This is a genomic window from Lentzea flava (assembly GCF_014648475.1).
GTDB lineage: Bacteria > Actinomycetota > Actinomycetes > Mycobacteriales > Pseudonocardiaceae > Lentzea > Lentzea flava.
The window spans coordinates 67464-87789 of the sequence record NZ_BMRE01000033.1 but is presented as its reverse complement, the minus strand read 5'-3'; the positions used below and the strand labels follow the sequence as shown (position 1 = coordinate 87789).

Genomic DNA, 20326 nt, shown 5'->3' with positions numbered 1-20326 from the left:
AGACTACTCGAAGGGGAACCGATGACCGTCTTCACGGTGAGTCCTGTCGTGCTCGACATCCCCGGAAGGCCCGTTGACCTGCAGTTGAAGGTCTCGGCGCCGACCGAGGGCAGCGAGTTGCCGATCATCCTGCTGTCCCACGGCCAGGGCTACTCGAACCACCTCTCCTCGCTGAACGGCTACGCGCCGCTCGCGAACCACTGGGCGGAGCAGGGCTTCGTCGTCCTGCAGCCGACGCACCTGAGCTCCCGCACCCTGAACCTGCCCGCCGACACGCCCGGCGCGCCGATGTTCTGGAAGCAGCGCGCCGAGGACATGTCGGCGATCATCGACCGGCTCGACGAGATCGAGAAGGCCGTGCCGCAGCTGCAGGGCCGCCTCGACCGCACGAAGATCGCGGTCGCGGGCCACTCGATGGGCGGGCACACCGCGAGCCTGCTGCTGGGCATGACGACCGAGGGCGTCAGCCTCAAGGACGAGCGGATCAAGGCGGGCGTGCTGCTCGGCTCCACCGGCCGCGGCGAAGGGCTCACCGACGTCGTCAAGGAGAGCTACGCGTTCATGCTGACGCCGGACTTCAGCGACATGACCACGCCCGCGCTCGTGGTCGCCGGCGACAAGGACGCCTCCGAACACCTCACGGTCAACGGCCCGGAATGGCACATGGACCCGTTCTACCTGGCGCCTGGCCCGAAGGATCTTCTCGTGCTGGAGGGCGGCGAGCACGGTCTCGGCGGCGTCTCCGGGTACGACGTCGCCGAGACCACGGACGAAAACCCCGAGAGGGTCGCGACCGTCCAGCGGCTCACCACGGCCTACCTGCGCAGCCGGCTGCACGGGACGGCCGACTGGCAGCGGGAGGCGTCAGTGGGCGTTGGGTTCCGGGTTGACTCCCGTCCGTGACAGGAACTCGAAGTCGCAGCCCTCGTTGGCCTGCGTGATGTGCTCGTAGTACAAAGCGCCGTACCCGCGTTCGAACTTCGGCGGCGGCGCGATCCACGCGGCTTTCCGCCGTGCCATCTCCTCGTCGGAGATCTCCACGCGCAGCACCCGCGCCTCGACGTCCAGCGTCACGAGGTCGCCGTCCCGCACCAGCGCCAGCGGCCCACCCACGTGCGCCTCCGGTGCGACGTGCAGAACGCAAGCGCCGTAAGAAGTTCCGCTCATCCGCGCGTCTGACACGCGCACCATGTCACGGACGCCCTCCTTCAGGAGCTTGTCCGGGATGGGCAGCATCCCGTATTCCGGCATGCCGGGCCCGCCCTTGGGGCCTCCACCGGCCAGCACGATCACCGAATCCCTCGTCACGTCGAGCGAAGGGTCGTTGATCCGTGCCTGCAAATCCTTGTACCCGTGGAAAACCACGGCGGGCCCGGTGTGCTTCCACAACGAAGGATCAGCCGCCACGTACTTGATCACAGCGCCGTCCGGTGCCAGGTTGCCGCGCAGCACGGCCAGCCCGCCCTCGGCGGAGATCGGATCGTCCAGCGGCCGGATCACGGCGGAGTCGTACACCTCGGCACCCTCCAGCTCCTCGCCGAACGTCCGCCCGGTCACCGTGATCCGCTTGAGGTGCAACGAGTCCCGCAACCGCGACAGCAACCCGCGCAGCCCGCCCGCGTAGTAGAAGTCCTCCATCAGGTGCTCGCCCGCGGGCTGGACCGAAGCCAGCACCGGAACCTCACGCGACAACCGGTCGAAGTCGTCCAGCGACAACGGAATCTGCGACCGCCCGGCCATCGCGATGAGGTGGATGTACGAGTTCGTCGAGCCGCCCAGCGCCAGCACCGTCCGGATGGCGTCCTCGTAGGCCTCCGCGGACAGCACGTCGGAGATCGTCAACCCCTCGCGGACCATCTCCACGACCCGCATGCCGGACGCGGCGGCCATCCGGTGGTGGGCCGAGTCGACGGCCGGAATCGACGACGCACCGGGCAAAGTGAGCCCGAGCGCCTCCGCCGCGGCGGTCATCGTGGAGGCGGTGCCCATCGTCATGCACGTGCCGGGGGAGCGCGCCAGCCCGGACTGGATCTCCGCCCAGTCCGCCGACGAGATCGTTCCCGCCCGTTTCTCGTCCCAGAACCGCCACATGTCGGTGCCGGACGCGAGCTTCTCGCCACGCCAGTGGCCGCGCAGCATCGGCCCGGCGGGCACGAACACCGCGGGCAGACCGGCGGAAGCGGCTCCCATCAGCAACGCGGGCGTGGTCTTGTCGCACCCGCCCATCAGCACCGCGCCGTCGACGGGGTACGAACGGAGGATCTCCTCCGTCTCCATCGACAGCATGTTCCGGTACAGCATGGGTGTCGGCTTCTGGTACGTCTCCGACAGCGTCGACACCGGGAACTCCAGCGGATACCCGCCCGCCTCCCAGACACCGCGCTCGACCTGCTTGGCCCGCTCGCGCAAGTGCATGTGGCACGGGTTGATGCCGCTCCACGTGTTCAAGATCGCGATCACGGGCTTGCCGAGGTGTTCCTCGGGATTCATGCCCAACTGACGCATGCGGGCGTTGTGCGAGAACGCCCGCAATCCCTCGCCCTCGAACCACTCCGCGCTGCGCAGCTTCACAGCAGGCTCCACGAGTTCAGCAGCACACCAACGGCCGACCGGTCGGCCTCGCTCAACACGCTGGCGGGCGGCCGCACGTCCCGGCGGCACAACCCCAGCTGTGCCAACGCTTCCTTCACCACGGACACGTTGTTCGCCGACTCGTTCGCCGCCCGCAACTCCTCGAACCTGCGGATGAACTCCCAGAACTCCATCGCCGCGCCGAACTCCCCTGCCCGCAGGCACCGGAACATCTGCACCGACAGCTGCGGCGCCACGTTCGCCAGGCCGGAGGTGAATCCCGTTGCCCCGACGGCGAAGTAGCCCGGCGCCGACAGCTCGGCCAGCCCGGCGATCCACGTCAGCCGGTCCAGCCCGGCGTCCCGCGCCACCGAGGCGAACCGGACCGGGTCCGGCACCGCGTACTTCACGCCCACGACGTTCGGACAGGCGTCCACCAGCGCGGCGATCTGCGCGCCCCCGATCCGCGGGTTCCGCACGTAGAGGATCACGCTCAGCTCGGGCACGGCCGACGCGATCGCCCGGTGGTAGTCGACCCACCCGTCCAGCGACACGTACGGGTGCACCGGCTGGTGGATCATGATCCCGTTCGCGCCGGCCCGATCGGCGAACCGGGCGGCGGCGACGGCGGTCTCCAGGTCGTGCCCGACACCGGCGACGATCGCGGCACGATCACCAACGGCGTCCACGGTGATGGAAAGCGCGCGCTCGGTCTCAGCGGCGGACAACGTGTAGAACTCGCTCGTGTTGCCGTTCGGCGTGACGACCGAGACGCCGCCCTCCACCATCCGGTCCACGATCGCGGCGTAGTTCTTCTCGTCGATCGCACCGTCGGCGTCGAACGGCGTGACGGTGATCGCCACGACGGACGCGAGCCGCTCGGAGAGGTCATCGAACGCCATCGGGAAGCTCCTCAACTACTCGGTCGGCGAAGGTCTGGATGTGGCGGCGGAGGAGTTCGCAGGCGAGGTCGTCCTTGCCCTGCACGGCGGCGGCGAGGATCGCGCGGTGCTCGGCGGCCTCGTCGTCCCAGGTCGGGCAGATGCCCCACCCGGCAACGGTGATCAGCGCGGCCTGGTCGCGCAGACCGTCCAGGATCTGGATCATCAACGGGTTGCCGCACCCGGCGTACAGGGCGCGGTGGAAGCGGCGGTTGGCGAGCGACCGCTGTGCAAGATTCTTTTGGGCCAGGTCGGAGACGTCCTCCAGCGCGGCAGCGGCGTCGTCGAACGAGGCGCCCAGCAGGATCGCGCGGCGCAACGCCTCGGGCTCCAGCAGCATCCGCACGTCGTAGACGGATCCGGCCATCTCGGCGTCGACCGTGCGGACCGCGGCCCCCTTGTACGGGCTCATCACGACGAGCCCCGACCCGGCGAGCGTCTTGAGCGCCTCGCGCACAGGCGTCTTCGAGACGTTGAGCGCGGCCGCGAGATCTGTTTCCACGAGCGCCTGACCGGGCTTCAGCTTTCCGTTGAGAATCGCTTCTTTGATCGATTCCAGAACGAAGTCGGTACGCGACGCGGGAGGCGCTTCCACCCGGTCATACATCATATATGAGACCCTAGGAGCTCCCAGACGCCCAGGTCAAGCGTCTGGTGTGGGCTGAGCAACGTCCGTGTATCTGCGTTGAACCAAGTTCCTCGGGCGCTCGTTTTGAAGGTGTCGGTCACCGCAACCGCGCGGGACTGGAGAAGGAGAAATGGGTGAGTCGTTCCGCGTGAACCGTGTCCATTGCCGCGTCCGCCAGCGCATGGCACCGAACGTCCTGGGCACCAACGAGTTGAACGAGATCGACACATGCTGATGGAAGAACTGCCACCGGAGGCCGCACTCGACGGCCCTCCGCGCAACGCGGACCACCTGCTGCAGCGCACGCTGGGCACGGTCCGCGAGGAGAGACACCAGGCCGTGCGACGCCGAGGGCGCATCACGGCCCTGACCTCGACCTTCGTGGTCGCCGGCGTGCTGGCCGGCGGCGTCTGGCTGGGCCAGGGCATGGGGGTCGGCGGTCCGACGTTGCAGGGAACCTCGCCGGCCGGAGCGCACCTGGCCGTGCGGGTCACCGACACCGAGGGCGGCCTGAGGCTGGTCGCCACCGTCGACGGCGTGCAGGACGGGGAAGCCTGCTGGCTGGTCGTGCACACGAAGGACGGACGAACCTTCACCGCGGGTTCGTGGCGAGCGCACGAGGGCGAGGTCACCCTCGCCGGGTCCGCGATGGTGCGGGCGGGGGACGTGGCCGGGGTCAGCGTGGTGGACCACCACCGCCAGCCGCTGGTCACCGCGAGCTAGTGAGACGCGCCCTTGTTGCCTTCGTGATCGGCTTGGCAAGCTGTAGCGGTGGCCCCGAACAAACCGACGACCATCGCAGTCGCGGCGGTCGCGGCCATCGTCATCGGGGTCTCCGCAACGCTGCTCTGCGGCGCGTCCAGCGGCAAACGACCGGCTGAGCAGTACGTGAGCGAACTCGGGCAGGTGCTGAACGAGCCCGAGCGGCCCGGCGTCGTCATCCAGTGCGGCACGAACGAGGAGAGGCACCTCAACGCCGACAACCCCGTTGTGTCGCCCGGCGTCCCGTTCGGCGCACACCACACACACGAGTACGTGGGCAACGAGTCGGCCGATGCGACGTCGACCAACGCCTCTCTCGCGGCCGCGCCCACGACGTGCGAGAAGGACGACCGCTCGACCTACTACTGGCCGGTGCTGCGCCTGACCGACGGCACGGGCCACGACGTGCACGCCGACGGTGGCGGACTGCACGGCAACACCGGCGAGGTGCTGAAGCCCAAGAGCGTGGAGATCCGGTACGAGGGCAGCCCGGTGAGCGATGTGCTGCCGATGCCGCGGTTCCTGCGCATGATCACCGGCGACCCGTCGGCGTTCACCAACAACTACGGCCCGAACGTCCGGGCCAGGTGGGGCTGCGCGGACCGGCCCGGCCGGTACACGACGAGGTACCCGCTGTGTGGGAGCGCGACCACGCTGCGCAGCTTCGACTTCGGCAGCTGCTGGGACGGCAACAACACCGACAGCGCCTCCCACCGCACGCACGTGGTGTTCCCGCTGGCAGGCGGTGTCTGCCCGCCCAAGACCTTCCCGATTCCGCGGCTGCGCGTCACCGTGGGGTACGACGTGCCGGCGGGCCGCCCGTTCGCCATCGACAGCTTCCGCGAGGAGCTGCGCGACCCGGCGACCGATCACGCGATGTTCATCAACGTGATGCCGGAGGCGCAGATGAGTGACCTCGTCGGGCGCCTGAACCGATCACGGCACTAGCATCCCCTCAACTTTTTCTTCAAACCTCTTTGAACCGAAGCCCGCTTTCGTTCGTGTGTCGGCTGAGGTCTTGAACTTGAACGCCCGCACGAGGTGTTCGCGGGCGGGGAGGAGTGGGTGGATGGCGGCTTTGTTCTCCCGCAAACGGGAGACCGCGGCCGACGAGGCACTGATCCGATCGCTCTACGAGGAGCACGGTCGGGCGCTGCTGGCGTACGCGACGCGGTTGACCGGCGACCGGGCGGCTGCCGAGGACGTGGTCCAGGAGACCCTCGTCCGAGCATGGCGCCACCCCGACGCCCTCGTGAACGGCAAGGGATCGGTGCGCGGATGGTTGCTGACCGTGGCGCGCAACATCGTCACCGACCGCGTGCGGGCCAAGGCGGCGCGTCCGCAGGAGGTGGCCGAGTCACCGGCGACGCCACCGATCGAGCGCGACCACGCCGACCAGGTCGTCGATTCGGTGGTGGTGCTGGAGGCGCTCGACAGGTTGTCCTCCGACCACCGCGACGTGCTGATGGAGATCTACTTCCGCGGTCGCAGCGTCACGGAGGCGGCAGAAGCGCTCGGGGTACCACCGGGCACGGTTAAATCAAGATCGTATTACGCGTTGCGAGCCCTGAGGGAGACGTTCGTCGGTCAACAGGTCGCACTGAAGGGGGTGGCCGGATGACCACGCAGCACGACCCGCAGCTGCTCGGTGCCTACGTTCTCGGAGCACTGGACGAGCAGGAGGTGCGCGAGATGGACGAGCACCTGGCGTCCTGCCCTGACTGCACGCGTGAGCTCGAGGACCTCCGCGCGATGGAGGCCTACCTCGGCGAGGTGCCGCCGGAGGCCATGCTCGACGGGCCGCCGGAGGGCGGCGATCTGTTGTTGCAGCGCACGCTCCGCCAGGTGCGTGCGGAACGAGGCGGCGTCGCGCGACGTCGCCAGTTCGCGTTGGGCGCCGCGGCAGCCGTCGTGGCCGCCCTGGTGCTGGGTGCCGGCGTCTTCGTCGGCAAGGCGACCTCGCCGGACGTCACGGCTGCCCCCTCGCAGACCGTGGCACCGGATCCGTCCGGCACCAAGCTCGCCACCTTCACCGACCCGGTGACCAAGGCGTCGATGACCGTCAAGGTCGTTCCCGCCGCGGGCTGGGTGCGCACGAACATGGCGATCAGCGGCATCCCCGAAGGCGAGAAGTGCCGGATCTTCGTCGTGGCGAAGGATGGCAGCCGCCAGGAGGCTGGTTCCTGGGTGGTGTCCAAGAAGGGCGCCGCCGAGGGCACGAACCTGGACGGCTCCGCGCTCGTCGCACCCAACGACGTCAAGTCCGTCGTCGTGGAGAACTTCGCGGGCAAGAAGTTCGTCGAGGTGCCCGTTCAGGCCTGACCGAGGGGTGAGAAAAGGAGGGGCCGTCCGATACGGGCGGCCCCTCTGCCTCGTCACGGCTTGAGCACGACTTTCCCGACCGTCGCACGGGATTCCAGCGCCTCGTGCGCCTTGGCGGCGTCCTTCAGCGCGAACGGCGGGTTGACCAGCGGCACGAACCGCCCGCTCGCGAGCCCTGCCATCGACTCGTCCTCCAGCGCACGGAGCCCGCGCCGCATCAGGCCCGGCCCGAGCGCGACCGTGGCCGTGAGGCTGTTGGTGAACAACGCCGCCGTGCTGATCGGCGTCATCGTCCCCGACGCCCAGCCGTAGATGATCTGCCGGCCGCCGACGCCGAGCGTCTTCAACGCGGTTTCCCCGACCTCGCCACCGACGCCGTCGAGCACGACGGTCATGTCCTTGAGCCCGTCCGCCCACCCCGGCCGGGTGTAGTCGATGGCGGCGTCCGCGCCGTTGTTCATCACGTGGTCGAGCTTCTCGCCGCTGGCCAGCCCGACCACCCGCGCGCCGACGTTGCGCGCCTCCTGCACGAACAACGCACCCATGCCACCCGCCGCCGACGTCACCAGCACCACGTCGTCCGCGGTGAGCTTCGCGGCGTCGAGAACCCCGACGACGGTGCGCCCGGTACCGATCATCGCCACCGCCGCCTCGAACGACACGTCGTCCGGAACGGCGTGCAGCGCCTCGACTTTCGCGACCGCCAGCTCCGCGTAACCGCCGTTGGCCTGGCCGAGGTGCGCGACGACCCGGCGGCCCAGCCACTCGGGCGAGACGCCGTCGCCGAGCGCCGTGACGATGCCGGCGACCTCCCTGCCCGGCGTCATGGGGAAGTCGACGGGGCCGAACGCACCCTTGCGGATGGTCGTGTCGACGAGGTGGACGCCGGCCGCGGCCACCGTCACGCGGACCTGGCCCTGGGCGGGCTCCGGGTCGGGAACCTCTTCGTAGCGCAGGTTCTCCGCCGGACCGAACTCGTACTGCCGAATCGCGAACATGCGGCCAACGCTATGAGCTCGACTTAACTGGAGGTCAACAGCCGTTTCGCGACGCGGGGACGAACACGCTGACCGCAGAGACGAGCAGGTCGCCGGCCACACCTCGAATCCCGCGGTCGAGGCGGCGACGCGAGAGCATCTCGGCAACCACTGGCGAGGGCTACGCGGTGCAGGCGAGGGGTCCCCTGGAACACAGCGTCGAGGACTGAACCGAAGTCGGTGGCGGTTAATGACACGAGTGTGCTAAAAACACAGTCGTGCTGAAAACCGTCATCGCGAGCCTGCTCCTGGTCACGTCGGCGCCCGTGGCGGTGTCGGCGGCCCCCGAGCAGGTGCCGCACGTCGTCGCGTCCAACTACCGCGACCTGGGGGACGGCATCGGGTTCGGGCAGGCCAAGGCGCACCTGTGCGAGCTCGCCGGGATGTTCACCGGCTACGCCGCCGATCCGCAGTTCCGGGACCTCGAGAAGAGGCAGGTGGTCGAGCGGATCGTCGCCCAGCCGCCGCCCGTCGGGCCGACCCAGCAGGTCCGTGACCTGGTCGCCGGGTACGTGCGGGGCTACAACCGGTACGCCGCAACACATCCCAGGTGCAACAGGCCGATCACCGAGGCAGAGCTCTACCGGTTCAACCACGCGGCGTTCAACGAGGGGATCTTCCGGGCGCACGCGGGCGTCTGGCCGTCGCTGCCGAAACAGGTCAAGGAGCGGGGGAGCAACTCGATCGCCGTTGGTTCGAGGGGTACCAGCGGAGGTCGAGGAGTGCTGCTGGGCAACCCGCACGTGCCGTGGAACGGCGAGATCTCGTTCTGGCACTCGCGGTTGACCATTCCGGGCAAGGTGGACGTCGACGGCGTGACGCTGCTCGGCATGCCGTTCGTGTTCAACGGCTACAACCGCGGCGTGGCGTGGTCGGCCACCGTGTCCACGGCGGTGAGCTACTCGGTGGCGAAGCTGAAACTGGTCGACAAGCACACCTACCTGGTCGACGGACGGCCGGAGCGGATGATCGACCGCGGCACCCACTGGGACACCCGCTACGGCCCGGTCACCACGCTCCTCCGCACGAACCCGCACCTCACGGGCCATGAAATGACGCCGCTGCCGTGGACCGACGAGGTCGCCTACGCCATCACCGACGGCGCAGCGGACCGGCTCGCGGCGGTGAACGCGGCGGCGGGGTTCCTGGAGGCGCGGACCACGGCCGATCTCAAGGCGAGCCTCGACCGGCACGGCGGCACGGTGCGCACCAACATCATCGCGGCGGACCGGCGCGGCAGGACGCTCTACGCGGGCATCCAGGTCGTGCCGGACGTGGCCGACGACTGCGTGGTGGACCAGGAGTTCCTCAGCCGCACCAGCGTCGCGATCGTCGACGGCACGCGCTCGGCGTGCAAGCCGGGGTTGCTGCCCGTGGACAAGATGCCGTGGATCGAGAGCGACACGTACGCGACGAACTCCAACTCCTCGCACGCGTTCGTGCGGGCGGACAAGCCGCTCACCGGATTCCCGCGGGCGTTCGGCGACGAGAAGATCATGAACCTGCGCACCGAGTTCGGGTTGAAGGAGATCCCTCGGCACCTCGGCCGCTACGACGCGGACACCATGCGGAAACTGGTGCTGGAGAACAGGAACACGGCGGCCGAGAAGTACCTCGACAGCATGCCGTGCACCCGTCCGGAGTGCGAGATCCTGCGGAAGTGGGACCGCCGCAACGAGATCGGCAGCGTGGGGGCGCTGCTGTTCGACCGGTGGTTCGCCACGGGCGGCACCCCGGAGGCGTTCGACAAGGCGGTGGCCGAGCTCGGGCCGAAGATCCGCCAGCCGCTCGGGGAGGTCCAGTACGTCGTGCGCAACGGCAGGAAGATCCCGCTGCACGGCGGGCCGGGAGCGTCCGGCGTCTACAACCTGATCAACATGGACTGGGAACGCCAGGAGGTCAGCGACGGGTCGAGCTTCATCTTCGCCGTCGAGTACACGGACAAGGCGTGCCCGACCGCGTACACGCTGATGGCGCCCGCTCGCCCCGACCTCTACTCGGCCAAGAAGTGGCAGAAGGGGGCTCTTTGCCGCTGAAGTCAGGTTCGTGAGCGCTCGACCCACTGCAGAATGCCGTGGGCCCCGCAGTCCCTGGCGGTCTTCTCGGCTTCGTCGAGCAGTGCCAGCTCGGCGTCGCGGTCACCGCTCTCCGCAGCCACCTGGGCGAGCGCGAGCAGTCCGGCCGCGACGCCGGCCTGGAAACCGATCTTCCTGCGCAGTTCCACGGACTCCTCCAGCTTGCGGCGCCCGGACGCCCTGTCGCCCTTGGCCAGGTCCGCGAAACCCAGGTGCCGCACGGCGTAGGACCTCGTCAGATCGTCACCTGACGCGGTGGCCAGCTCGTAGGAGCGTTCCAGGAACGGCACACCCGCCTCGTCGCCGTCCCTCACGACCTGGTGGTAGCAACCGATCCAGAACAGCGCCTCGGCTTCGCCGCGGGCGTCGCCGAGCCGGCGGTACAGCTCGGCCGCCTGCTCGAAGAGCGGGAGCTCCCGCGGATCCTCCTGGCGGTCCTGGAGAAACCGAGCGTGCAGGACACGGCCGCGGGCTAGCGCGAGATCGGCTTCGACGGCGTCCAGCTCGCGGTCGGCCTGGGTGAGCGCCTCCGGGTCACCGCCGAACACGGCCTGCTCGTAGAGTTCCTTGGCCCGTTCGGCCAGACTGTTCGTCGTCACCGCCGCACTCTAGTGCGCGATCATCACGTGCTTGACGCGCGTGTAGTCCTCGAGCCCGTGCATCGAGAGGTCCTTGCCGTACCCGGACGCCCCGAACCCGCCGTGCGGCATCTCGGACGCCACGAGCCCGTGGGTGTTGACCCACACGATGCCGAAGTCGAGCCGTGCCGTCAGCGCCGCGGCTCGGCTCGTGTCACGGGTCCAGATCGACGACGCGAGTCCTTGCGGCACACCGTTGGCCAGCTCGATCGCCTCGTCGTCGGAGCTGAACGACTGCACGGTGATCACCGGCGCGAACGCTTCCTCCTGCACCAGCTCGTCGTCCTGCGCGAGCCCGGAGATCACCGTGGGTTCCAGGTAGAACCCGGCCGATCCGTGCTGCTTTCCTCCACAGTGGATGGTCCCGGAGGAACGTGAGAGCAGGCCGAGCACGCGGTCCAGCTGCGCCTGGCTGTTCAGCGGACCGAAGTCGGTGCCGGGTACCTGCGCCGACGCCGCCTTCACCAGTGCCGCGACGAACTCGTCGTGCACGCCAGCGTGCACCAGGACGCGGGTGGCGGCCGTGCAGTCCTGGCCAGCGTTGTAGTAGGCCGCGCCCACGATTCCCTCGGCGGCGGAAGCCACGTCGACGTCGTCGAACACCAGAACCGGTGCGTTGCCACCGAGTTCGAGGTGCGTGCGCTTGACGGTCGCGGCGGCGCTGCGGGCCACCTCGACGCCGGCACGGGTGGACCCGGTCAGGGACACCATCGCGGGCACGGGGTGCTCGACCAGCAGGCGGCCGGTGTCGCGGTCGCCGAGCACGACGTTGAACACGCCAGCGGGCAGCACTCGGGCAGCCAGCGCGGCCAGCAGCACGCTCGACGACGGCGTGGTGTCGGCGGGCTTGAGCACCACGGTGTTGCCCGCGGCCAGCGCCGGGGCGATCTTCCACACGGCCATCATCAGCGGGTAGTTCCACGGCGTGATCTGCGCGATCACACCCACCGGCTCACGGCGCTGGTACGAGGTGGCGCCGGGGAGGTACTCGCCCGCGGCGGCGGTGCCCAGGGCGCGGGCGGCACCGGCGAAGAACCGGATCTGGTCCACGCACTGCGGAATCTCCTCGCCGAGCACGACCGAGCGGATCTTGCCGGTCTCCCGGATCTCGGCGTCGGCGATCTCGGCGGCCGTGGCCTCCACCAGGTCCGCGAGCTTGAGCAGAGCCAGCTGCCGTTCACCGGGGGTGGTGCGAGACCACGTCTTGAACGCCTCCGCCGCCGCCGCGACGGCGGAGTTGACCTCGATCTCCCGCGACACGACGGCCCGCCCGAACTCGGCGCCGGTCGCCGGGTCGACGAGCGGACTCGTCTCCGTCCTCCGCTCGACCGGGAGGCCGGTGGTGGCGTCGGTGGCGGGTGCCGACGTGCCGTTGATGAAGTTCGCGACGATCACGGGTGCTCCAGGTGCGTGGGGGCGAACATGCGCAACACCGCGGGCAGCACCACCACGTGCGGACCGTCCCCGGCGAACGCCTTGACCAGATCTTCGCGCAGCGACTCCGGCGTGCTGCGGGTGGCGGGCACCCCGAACGCCTCGGCGAGCGCCACGAAGTCGGGCCTGGCCAGCTCGGTCGCGGTGGCCTGGCCGAACGCGTCGGTCATGTACTCGCGCAGGATGCCGTAGCCGCCGTCGTCGACGATCAGCCACACCACCCGCGACCTGTGCTGGGCGGCAACGGCGAGCTCCGAGATCCCGTACATCGCGCCGCCGTCACCCGACACCGCCAGCACCGGACCGTCCACGGCCGCCGCGACGCCGAGCGCGGCAGGGAAGCCGTAACCCAGCCCGCCGGCGCCCTGGGCGGAGAACTGCGCGCCACCGCGCGGATCCCACGCCGACCAGGCCCAGTAGGCGAGGATCGTCATGTCCCAGCAGGTCGGCGTGCCGTCCGGAACCGCCGACCGCAGCGCCGCCAGAACCTGCTGCTCCAGCTCCAGTTCCTGCTCGGAGAGCCGCGTCCGCACGAGCTCCAGCAACCGGGAGACGCGCGCCTCGGCGACACCGTCCGCAGGACGTGCGGTCACACCGGAAGTCAAGGCGCGCAACGCGTGCCGCGCGTCGGCGTGGATGCCGAGCGCCGGGTAGTTCGACTCCAGCTTGCCCAGGTCGGCCTCGATCTGGATCACCGAACCGCACGGCCGGAACGTCCGGTAGTTGCTCGACAGCTCGCCCAGCCCGGACCCGACGACGAGCAGCACGTCGGCGGACGCGAGGAACTCCGTGGTGTGCCAGTCCTCCAGCCACGACTGCGCGGAAAGCGGGTGGTCCCACGGGAAGTTGCCCTTGCCGCCGAACGTCGTCACGACCGGCGCCCGCAGCTTCTCCGCCAGCTCCAGCAACTCGTCCGAGGCGCGCAGCGCACCACCACCGGCCAAGATCACCGGCCGGGAAGCTCCGTCCAGCAACCGGACGGCCTCCGCGACCAGCTCCGGCCGCGGGTGCAGTTCCCGCACGGACCACGACACCGACGTCACCGGCGGCACGGAAGCGGGCCCGAGCAGCACGTCCTGCGGAATCTCCACCCACACCGGCCCGAACGGCGCGGTCAGCGCGATCTCCCACGCCTCGGCCAGCGCCGACGGGATCTGCGACGCGTGCCGCACGACCCGAGCGTGCTTCACCACGTCCCGGAACGACGCGAGCTGGTCGGTGAGCTCGTGCAGGTACCCGCCGCGCACCCCGCCCAGCCCGGCGGACGGGATCTGCGACGAGATCCCCAGCACCGGCGCCGACGCGGCGGCGGATTCCTGCAGTCCCGCCAGGGTTTGCAGCGCGCCGGGCCCGGTCGACACGAGCAACGGCGTCACCGACCCGGTGATCCGCGCGTGGCCGTCGGCGGCGAAGGCGGCGTTGACCTCGGTCCGCGAGCCGACGTACCGGAGTTCGGAGCGGCGCAGGGCGTCGAACAGGCCGAGGGCGTGCTGGCCGGGGATGCCGAACACGGTGTGGGCGCCGAGCGCTTCGAGCGTCTCGACGACGACGTCACCGCCGTTGCGCTCGCTCACAGCCCCTCCTTGAGCGCCAGCAGGCTCACCAGGTCGTACGCGAGGTGGGACGCCGCCACCGACGTGATGTCCGCGTGGTCGTAGGCAGGCGCCACCTCGACGACGTCCGCCCCCACCAGGTTCAGCCCCCGCAGCCCGCGAACGATCTCCAGCAGCTCCCGCGAGGTCATCCCACCGGCCTCAGGCGTCCCGGTCCCCGGCGCGTGTGCCGGATCCAGCACGTCGATGTCGATCGACACGTACAACGGCCGTGACCCGATCCGCTGCCGCAACGCGTCGACGGTCTCGTCGACCCCGCGCCGCATCACGTCCGACGACGTCACGATGCCGAACCCGAGCCGCCGGTCGTCCTCGAGATCCTTCTTGCCGTACAACGGTCCCCGCGTGCCGACGTGCGAGATCGCCTCGGTGTCGAGGATCCCGTCCTCGACCGCGCGCCGGAACGGCGTCCCGTGCGTGTACGGCTCGCCGAAGTACGTGTCCCACGTGTCGAGGTGCGCGTCGAAGTGCAGCAGCGCCACCGGCCCGTGGATCCGCGACACCGCCCGCAGCAACGGCAGCGCGATCGTGTGGTCACCGCCGATCGTCACCAGCTTCGTCCCGTCGGCCTGCAGCTGGGAGGCGGCCTGTTCGATCGTCTCGATCGCCTCGCCGATGTGGAACGGGTTCACCGCGACGTCCCCGCCGTCCGCGACCTGGACGCGTTCGAACGGCGACACGTCCAGACCGGGGTTGTAGGGCCGCAGCAACCGGGACGCCTCCCGCACGGCCGAGGGCGCGAACCGCGCTCCCGGCCGGTAGGAGACTCCGGTGTCGAACGGGACTCCCACCACCGCGACGTCCGCGTGCGCCACCTGGTCGAGGCGCGGCAGCCGGGCGAAGGTCGCCGGTCCCGCGTAGCGCGGGACCCGGGAGGAGTCGACGGGGCCGATCATGCGTTCACCAGTTCCTCTTCTTCCGCCTGCCCTGCCACCCGGCGGTCCCACGCCGCCAGCACCTCGGCCGAGGTCGGCGGCGTCGCCAGGCTCACCACCACGTAGGTCACGAGGGACGCGCCCAGGCTGTAGTAGATCGGGGAGTCGGCCAGCACGCCGTCGATCACCATGAACGCGATCGCCGTCAGCGCACCGACCGCCATGGACGCCATCGCGCCGACCCTCGTGCCGCGCTTCCACACCAGCCCGCCGATGATCGCGACCAGCAGCCCGCCGACGAGGATGTTGTAGGCCACCGTCAGCGCGGCCACGACGTCGTTCAACGCCACCGCGATGCCGATCGCGATCACGCCGAGCACCAGCGTGAACATCCGGTTGGAGTGGACGTCGGTCTTGCGCTTCCAGATGTCGTTGGCGGCAACGGTCGCGCACGCGATCAGAGCGCCGGAGGACGTCGACATCATCGCGGCCAGGGCGGCGGCGAGCACGAGCCCGCGCACACCGGTCGGCAGCAGGCCTTCCACGATCGTCGCGAACGCCTCGTCCTTGTTGGCGATGTCCGGGTACAGCGCCTTGCCCGCCGTGCCGATCAACGCGCCGGCGACCGCGTAGACGAGGCAGTACAGGCCGGAGGTGATCCCGCCCCAGGTCGCGACCTGCGGCGACTTCGCGGTGAACACGCGCTGCCAGATGTCCTGGCCGATCAGCAGGCCGAACACGTAGATCAGCAGGAACGTGATGATCGTGCTGGTGCCGATGTTGCCGACGTCGAACATCGCCGGGTCGTTGAGCCGAGCCTGGATGCCGTCGATGCCGCCCGCCGCGTAGAGCGAGATCGGCAGCAGCAGGAACAGGATGCCGATGGTCTTCACGACGAACTGCACGATGTCGGTCAGCGTGATCGACCACATGCCGCCGAGAACGCTGTACAGCACCACGATGCTGCCGCCGATGATCACGCCGACGGACTTGGGCAGTCCGAAGAGGACGTTGAAGATGGTCGAGTAGGCGATCGTCGACGTGACGGTCAGCATCAGCGTGTACGCCCACATCACCGCGCCGGACACCGTCGACGAGTTGCCGCCGTACCGCAGATCGAGCATCTGCGAGACGGTGTAGACCTTGAGCCGGACGATCCTGCGCGCGAACAACGCCGACAGCAGCAGGATGCCGAGGCCGATCGCGAACACCATCCAGGCGCCGGAGATGCCGAACTTGTAGCCGAGCCCGACACCGCCGATGGTCGACGCGCCGCCGAGCACGACGGCCGACATGGTGCCGGAGTACATGCCGAAACCGAGCCTGCGTCCAGCGACCAGGTACTCGCTCTTGCTGGTGGCGCGGCGCATGCCCCACCAGCCCATGCCGATCATGCCGAGCACGTAGGCGGCGATCACCGCGTAGTCGAGAGCCACTGTTGGACCTCCTTGGGTTGCAGGTCACAGTAGGAACGGCCACTGGCGCAGGTAAGTGGTTGTTCTGCACAATCGTCCGACCATGGTTGTGCAAACCGTCCCACTGCGGGATCTCGTCGCGCGAGTCGATCTCGGGCTGACCGTCCTGTGTGGAACCGACGCGCTGGACCGGCCGATCCGCTGGGCGCACGTGTCCGAGCTGGCGGACCCGTCGCCCTACCTGGTCGGTGAGGAGCTGCTGCTCACGGCAGGCGTGCGGTTCCCGTCCGACGTGCCCGCGTACGTCGCCGGACTGGTGTCCAAGGGCGTCTCCGCGATCGGGTTCGGCGTCGAGCCGGAGTTCCCGACGGTGCCGTCGTCACTGGTGGAAGCCTGTGCGGCGCAGGGGATGCCGTTGCTGGAGGTGCCGCCGTCGACGCCGTTCCTCGCGGTGTCGCAGGCCCTCGGCGCGCTGCTGGCGGAGATCGCCGTGCGGGAGCAGCGGATGCTCGCGGACAGCCAGCGCGCTCTGACCCGCGCGGCGACCCGCGTCCGTCCCGTCGAGTCGGTGTTGACCACGCTCGCCGTCGTCCTGAACTGCCGCGCCGATCTCGTCGACCCCACCTCCGCGCCTGACGAGCTCGCCTCTCTCGTGGCACGCGTTGCGTCGGGCACCGGACCTCGTTCGGCTTCGACCCAAGTGGGTGAGGACCACGTGACGCTCGACCCGGTCGAGTCCGCGGTCCTCGTGGTGCGCCGCGACACCGCGCTCTCGCCAGCCGAACGGGCCGTCGTCGCGGTCGCGCTCGCGTTGCTCGGCCTGCTGCGCCGGGACGTGGAGAGCGAACGCGGCCAGATCGCTCGGGTCGCGGCGTCGGCGTTGTTGCGCTCGCAGGTGGCTGACGTGACGGGCGTGCTCGGGCCGGGGCCCTACCGGGTGGTGGCGGGGGAGTCGCGGGCGGACTACGACGTGCTGGCGCAGAGATACGGGCCGCTGGTGTCGAAGGAGGGGGACGGGTTTCTGGCGCTGGTGCCCGCGGCCTTCGAGGTTTCCGGCCCGGTCGGGGTCTCGTCACCATTCGCCGAACCCGCCTCCGCCCCCGCCCCCATCTCCGCGGTCGAGGATGCGGCAGCTGAGGCGACAGCGTTGCTGGCCCGCGCCAAAGCCACCGGCGCCCCGGCCCTCCCGGCCTCCGACCTGTCCTCCCTCGTCGACCCCGTCGCGGCCCGCGCCTTCGCCCGCCGCGAGCTGGCCGCCCTCCTGGGCCGCCCCGAGCTGGTCGAGACCCTGCGGGTCTGGCTGGGGCAGCACGGCAGCTGGGACCGGGCGGCGGCGGTGCTCGGCGTGCACCGCAACAGCGTTCGGCACCGAATCTCACACGTCGAACGTCTGCTCGGTCGTGATCTTGGTACGGCCGACGCGCGGGCCTCGCTGTGGCTCGCGCTGACGTGGCTCGATTAATTCCTTTGCGACGTGCGCGGCCCCTCGGTCATCATTGTTCCATGATTGCTGCAGATGAATGGGCCGGAGCGCCCTCGAAGCTGTGACCTGCTGGTACTCTTTCTTCTAATTACTTTCGAGCATTTGTGTACCAATGCTCGTTCCTGGCGTGTTCGTCTAGTGGTCAGGACGCTGGACTCTCAATCCGGAAACACGGGTTCGATCCCCGTACGCGCTACGTGGCCCGGTCTCTGTGGGGTGGACCGGGCCCGCTCGCCTCAGACGGGCCCAAAGAATCTTTCCAAAACTTCGCCCGAATGGTCTAGGCGCCAGTTACGCTCTGCGAATGGCTGCGGTCCCCGCCTTCGCACGCTACGAGGTCGACGTACGTCGGCCGAACGCCGCACGGATCCACGACTTCTACCTGGGCGGCGCGCACAACTACGCCGCCGACCGGGCGTTCGCCAAGCAGGCAGTCCGGATCGACCCGGAGCTGCCGCTCGTGACGCGAGCGCACCGGGTGTTCCTCCGGCACGCCGTCCGCCACTGCTGGGCGGCGGGCGTGCGGCAGTTCCTCGACCTCGGTGCGGGCATCCCGACGTGCGGTGCGACGCACCAGACGTTGCCGGACGCCCGCGTCGTCTACGTGGACTCCGACCCGGTGACCGTGGCGTTCGCGCGCGGGCTGCTGCGGGGTGAGCCGCGGGCGTGCGCGATCGAGGCCGACCTGCGCCGTCCCGAGCAGGTGCTGAGGCATCCGGGCGTGGTGTCCCATCTCGACCTCCGCGAGCCCTACGCGGTGTTGATGGTCGACGTCCTGAGATACGTCGACGACGCCACCGGGCCAGGGCGGGTGGTGCGCCGGTACCGGCACGCGCTGCCGGCGGGAGGGTTCCTGGTGGTGTCGCATCCGGCTCCGGTCGAGCAGCTCATGGAAGGGCTGTCGATCGAGGCGCCGTGCGTCGTTCCGGGCGCGTACGCGGGCATCGGGCGCAAGCCGGGTCGTATCTAGACGTCCCGTCGCACCTCCTAAGGGAACGTGCGGGATGCGCTTGAACGAGCGAAGGCGTTGCGGTGGGAGGGAAGGCCGCAGGACGCCGCCCTGGAGCTGCGCAAGGCGCTGCTGGGCGCCGGCGACCGGTGCGAGGTGCTGTACCTGTTGTGGGACTGCCAGTTCGTGATGGGCGACCGGGCCGCGGCGCACGAAACCCTGCTGGAGGCCAAGGGATTGGCCACGGGTGAGATGGTCGCGCGCATCGCCGTCGCCGAAGCCAGCTGGCTGATGTCGCAGGGCGAGTACTCCCACGCCGTCGCGAAGCTTGCGGCGGTCGACACCGACGACGACGAGATACGCGCGTACGCGTTGAGCGTCAAGGGTGTCTGCGAGGCGTTCCTCGGCGATGTGGAACGCGGCACCGCCACGCTGGAGGACGCTCGCACCGCCGCGCACCGCAGCGGCAGCATCCGTGAGCTCACCAGGGCCGTGGGGAACCTGACGTTCGTGCTGGGCAGTTCGGGACAGCACGAACGCAGCGCGCGCATCGGCAAGGAAGCGTTGACACGCCTGGGGATCCAAGGTCTCGCGCCGACGTTCAGCGCGGTGATCCGCTACAACCTCTCGACCAGTCTGCTCGCGCTCGGGCGCTGGCAGGAGCTGGACGCGCTGGACGTTCCGGACGCCGTCCCCGGCAACAAGGCCGCGCGGATCATGCTGTGCAAGGCCGAGGCGATGGCGTTGCGCGGGCGGGATCCGGACGACCTGATCGAACAGGCCGAGAAGGTCATCGAGGGCCCCGACGCGCTGTTCTCCGCCCAGGCCGCCTACACCAGAGCTGTTGCGGCCAGGGCGAAAGGCCGGTTCCGGGCCGCCGTCGAGCTGTGCCGCGAGACCGTCGCGGACCTGCCGGCGGCGTTGACCGGCGGCGAGGTCCTGCGGCTCTGCGCGGCGGGTCTCGGTGCGGCGCGCGACCTGCAGTCAGCGGGTGGCAGGGTGACCAAGCTCGATGATCCGGAAGCGACGGAGCAGGAGCTGCTGGCCAGGATCCCTGCGCCGCAGGGGCCGGAGGACGAGGTGTGGCGCAGGCTCGCCTTCGCCGAGGCCGGCCGCGACTCGTGGGACGAGATCGCGGTGGAGTGGGATCGCCTGAAGATGCCGTACCAGGCCGCCTACGCGCGAACCCGTTGTGGCGAACCGGAAGCGTTGCGTCACGCCGACCGCACCGCACGCCGCCTGGAGGCGCTGCCGTTGGTCAAGATGATCGACCGGCAGGCGCGCAGGCAGCGCATCCCGTTGTTGCACAAGGACAAGCCGCGGATCGGGACGTTGACGCCGCGCGAACGCGACGTGCTGGAACTGCTGGGATGGGGCCGTACCAACAAGGAAATCGCCGAGGAGCTGGTGCTGAGCGTGCGGACGGTGGGGCTGCACGTCTCGCACGTGCTGGCGAAGCTCGGCGCGAGCAACAGGTCGGAGGCGGCGCGCATAGCTCGCGACCAAACCTAGGTAATGCGACAGATGTGCGAGTGGACGTGCATGAGTTCTCCTTGAGGGGCAACGGAAACCCTGCTGAAGGA

At 69.6% G+C, this 20326-nt stretch carries 18 protein-coding genes and 1 tRNA gene; 10 read left to right on the top strand and 9 right to left on the bottom strand.

Translation table 11 applies throughout. The annotated features are described in order from the left end of the window. The first annotated feature begins 21 nt into the window (after nt 1-21). Entirely contained in the window at nt 22-903 is an 882-nt protein-coding gene (locus IEZ09_RS30210; RefSeq protein ID WP_189257189.1) for an alpha/beta hydrolase family protein, read from the top strand. Here IEZ09_RS30210 and araD read toward each other — a convergent pair. The 3 genes from araD to IEZ09_RS30195 are packed head-to-tail and all read right to left on the bottom strand — an operon-like array spanning nt 865 to nt 4122. After that, complete coding sequence (gene araD, locus IEZ09_RS30205) at nt 865-2571, bottom strand: L-arabinonate dehydratase (RefSeq protein ID WP_370467758.1); 1707 nt, start codon at nt 2569-2571, stop codon at nt 865-867. The two genes, IEZ09_RS30210 and araD, sit on opposite strands and share 39 nt — an antisense overlap. After that, nucleotides 2568-3473: a dihydrodipicolinate synthase family protein gene (locus tag IEZ09_RS30200; RefSeq protein WP_189257187.1), complete on the bottom strand. Its 906-nt coding sequence runs from the start codon at nt 3471-3473 to the stop codon at nt 2568-2570. Before IEZ09_RS30200 ends, araD begins: the two co-directional genes overlap by 4 nt. Continuing rightward, nucleotides 3460-4122, bottom strand: coding sequence for a GntR family transcriptional regulator (locus IEZ09_RS30195; protein WP_229813081.1), 663 nt, complete (start codon nt 4120-4122; stop codon nt 3460-3462). The genes IEZ09_RS30200 and IEZ09_RS30195 overlap by 14 nt, the downstream gene beginning before the upstream one ends. Before the next feature lie 246 nt (nt 4123-4368). Between IEZ09_RS30195 and IEZ09_RS30190 the strand changes: the two genes are divergently transcribed. The 4 genes from IEZ09_RS30190 (at nt 4369) to IEZ09_RS30175 (ending at nt 7224) form a co-directional block, all read left to right on the top strand. Then, entirely contained in the window at nt 4369-4863 is a 495-nt protein-coding gene (locus tag IEZ09_RS30190; RefSeq protein ID WP_189257186.1) for a hypothetical protein, read from the top strand. Nucleotides 4864-4911: 48 nt separating this feature from the next. Continuing rightward, nucleotides 4912-5850, top strand: a complete 939-nt coding sequence (locus tag IEZ09_RS30185) for a DUF1996 domain-containing protein (RefSeq protein WP_229813080.1) — start codon at nt 4912-4914, stop codon at nt 5848-5850. A gap of 121 nt (nt 5851-5971) precedes the next feature. Next, nucleotides 5972-6523, top strand: coding sequence for a sigma-70 family RNA polymerase sigma factor (locus tag IEZ09_RS30180; RefSeq protein ID WP_109637237.1), 552 nt, complete (start codon nt 5972-5974; stop codon nt 6521-6523). Then, entirely contained in the window at nt 6520-7224 is a 705-nt protein-coding gene (locus IEZ09_RS30175; protein WP_189257185.1) for an anti-sigma factor family protein, read from the top strand. Before IEZ09_RS30180 ends, IEZ09_RS30175 begins: the two co-directional genes overlap by 4 nt. Nucleotides 7225-7277: 53 nt before the next feature. On the opposite strand, the gene IEZ09_RS30170 is transcribed toward IEZ09_RS30175, so the two are convergent. Further along, nucleotides 7278-8222, bottom strand: coding sequence for a zinc-binding dehydrogenase (locus IEZ09_RS30170; RefSeq protein WP_189257184.1), 945 nt, complete (start codon nt 8220-8222; stop codon nt 7278-7280). A 257-nt stretch (nt 8223-8479) separates the two neighbouring features. On the opposite strand from IEZ09_RS30170, the gene IEZ09_RS30165 reads away from it, so the two are divergent. Next, on the top strand, nt 8480-10297 hold the full coding sequence (locus IEZ09_RS30165) for a penicillin acylase family protein (protein ID WP_189257183.1): 1818 nt from the start codon (nt 8480-8482) through the stop codon (nt 10295-10297). A 2-nt stretch (nt 10298-10299) separates the two neighbouring features. Here IEZ09_RS30165 and IEZ09_RS30160 read toward each other — a convergent pair whose 3' ends face one another. From IEZ09_RS30160 to IEZ09_RS30140, 5 genes are read right to left on the bottom strand one after another with little or no spacing between them, the layout of a single operon-like run. Next, nucleotides 10300-10935: a tetratricopeptide repeat protein gene (locus IEZ09_RS30160; RefSeq protein ID WP_189257182.1), complete on the bottom strand. Its 636-nt coding sequence runs from the start codon at nt 10933-10935 to the stop codon at nt 10300-10302. A 9-nt stretch (nt 10936-10944) separates the two neighbouring features. Continuing rightward, the gene (locus IEZ09_RS30155; RefSeq protein WP_229813079.1) at nt 10945-12369 is read right to left on the bottom strand and encodes an aminobutyraldehyde dehydrogenase; all 1425 of its coding nucleotides are present in this window, start codon (nt 12367-12369) and stop codon (nt 10945-10947) included. Next, nucleotides 12366-13982 (bottom strand): thiamine pyrophosphate-binding protein, encoded by a 1617-nt coding sequence (locus tag IEZ09_RS30150; protein ID WP_189257181.1) that lies wholly within the window; start codon nt 13980-13982, stop codon nt 12366-12368. Before IEZ09_RS30150 ends, IEZ09_RS30155 begins: the two co-directional genes overlap by 4 nt. After that, nucleotides 13979-14917 (bottom strand): agmatinase, encoded by a 939-nt coding sequence (gene speB / locus IEZ09_RS30145; RefSeq protein WP_189257180.1) that lies wholly within the window; start codon nt 14915-14917, stop codon nt 13979-13981. The genes IEZ09_RS30150 and speB overlap by 4 nt, the downstream gene beginning before the upstream one ends. Beyond that, nucleotides 14914-16332 (bottom strand): sodium:solute symporter family protein, encoded by a 1419-nt coding sequence (locus IEZ09_RS30140; protein WP_189257179.1) that lies wholly within the window; start codon nt 16330-16332, stop codon nt 14914-14916. Before IEZ09_RS30140 ends, speB begins: the two co-directional genes overlap by 4 nt. A gap of 82 nt (nt 16333-16414) precedes the next feature. Here IEZ09_RS30140 and IEZ09_RS30135 point away from each other — a divergent pair, with 82 nt between their 5' ends. From IEZ09_RS30135 to IEZ09_RS30120, 4 genes are all read left to right on the top strand, one after another. Beyond that, the gene (locus IEZ09_RS30135; protein WP_189257178.1) at nt 16415-17773 is read left to right on the top strand and encodes a PucR family transcriptional regulator; all 1359 of its coding nucleotides are present in this window, start codon (nt 16415-16417) and stop codon (nt 17771-17773) included. A gap of 145 nt (nt 17774-17918) precedes the next feature. Continuing rightward, nucleotides 17919-17990: transfer RNA gene (locus tag IEZ09_RS30130), tRNA-Glu, on the top strand. Nucleotides 17991-18098: 108 nt separating this feature from the next. Continuing rightward, on the top strand, nt 18099-18764 hold the full coding sequence (locus IEZ09_RS30125; protein WP_189257177.1) for an SAM-dependent methyltransferase: 666 nt from the start codon (nt 18099-18101) through the stop codon (nt 18762-18764). Between the two features lie 27 nt (nt 18765-18791). Beyond that, nucleotides 18792-20255 (top strand): LuxR C-terminal-related transcriptional regulator, encoded by a 1464-nt coding sequence (locus IEZ09_RS30120; protein ID WP_189257176.1) that lies wholly within the window; start codon nt 18792-18794, stop codon nt 20253-20255. Nucleotides 20256-20326: the final 71 nt, after the last annotated feature.

Excerpts from the sequence above, each read along its gene's own strand:
- IEZ09_RS30210 (WP_189257189.1), top strand. The coding sequence starts at position 22 with ATGACCGTCTTCACGGTGAGTCCTGTCGTGCTCGACATCCCCGGAAGG.
- IEZ09_RS30200 (WP_189257187.1), bottom strand. The coding sequence starts at position 3,473 with ATGGCGTTCGATGACCTCTCCGAGCGGCTCGCGTCCGTCGTGGCGATC.
- IEZ09_RS30195 (WP_229813081.1), bottom strand. The coding sequence starts at position 4,122 with ATGATGTATGACCGGGTGGAAGCGCCTCCCGCGTCGCGTACCGACTTC.
- IEZ09_RS30190 (WP_189257186.1), top strand. The coding sequence starts at position 4,369 with ATGCTGATGGAAGAACTGCCACCGGAGGCCGCACTCGACGGCCCTCCG.
- IEZ09_RS30180 (WP_109637237.1), top strand. The coding sequence starts at position 5,972 with ATGGCGGCTTTGTTCTCCCGCAAACGGGAGACCGCGGCCGACGAGGCA.
- IEZ09_RS30175 (WP_189257185.1), top strand. The coding sequence starts at position 6,520 with ATGACCACGCAGCACGACCCGCAGCTGCTCGGTGCCTACGTTCTCGGA.
- IEZ09_RS30170 (WP_189257184.1), bottom strand. The coding sequence starts at position 8,222 with ATGTTCGCGATTCGGCAGTACGAGTTCGGTCCGGCGGAGAACCTGCGC.
- speB (WP_189257180.1), bottom strand. The coding sequence starts at position 14,917 with ATGATCGGCCCCGTCGACTCCTCCCGGGTCCCGCGCTACGCGGGACCG.
- IEZ09_RS30135 (WP_189257178.1), top strand. The coding sequence starts at position 16,415 with ATGGTTGTGCAAACCGTCCCACTGCGGGATCTCGTCGCGCGAGTCGAT.
- IEZ09_RS30125 (WP_189257177.1), top strand. The coding sequence starts at position 18,099 with ATGGCTGCGGTCCCCGCCTTCGCACGCTACGAGGTCGACGTACGTCGG.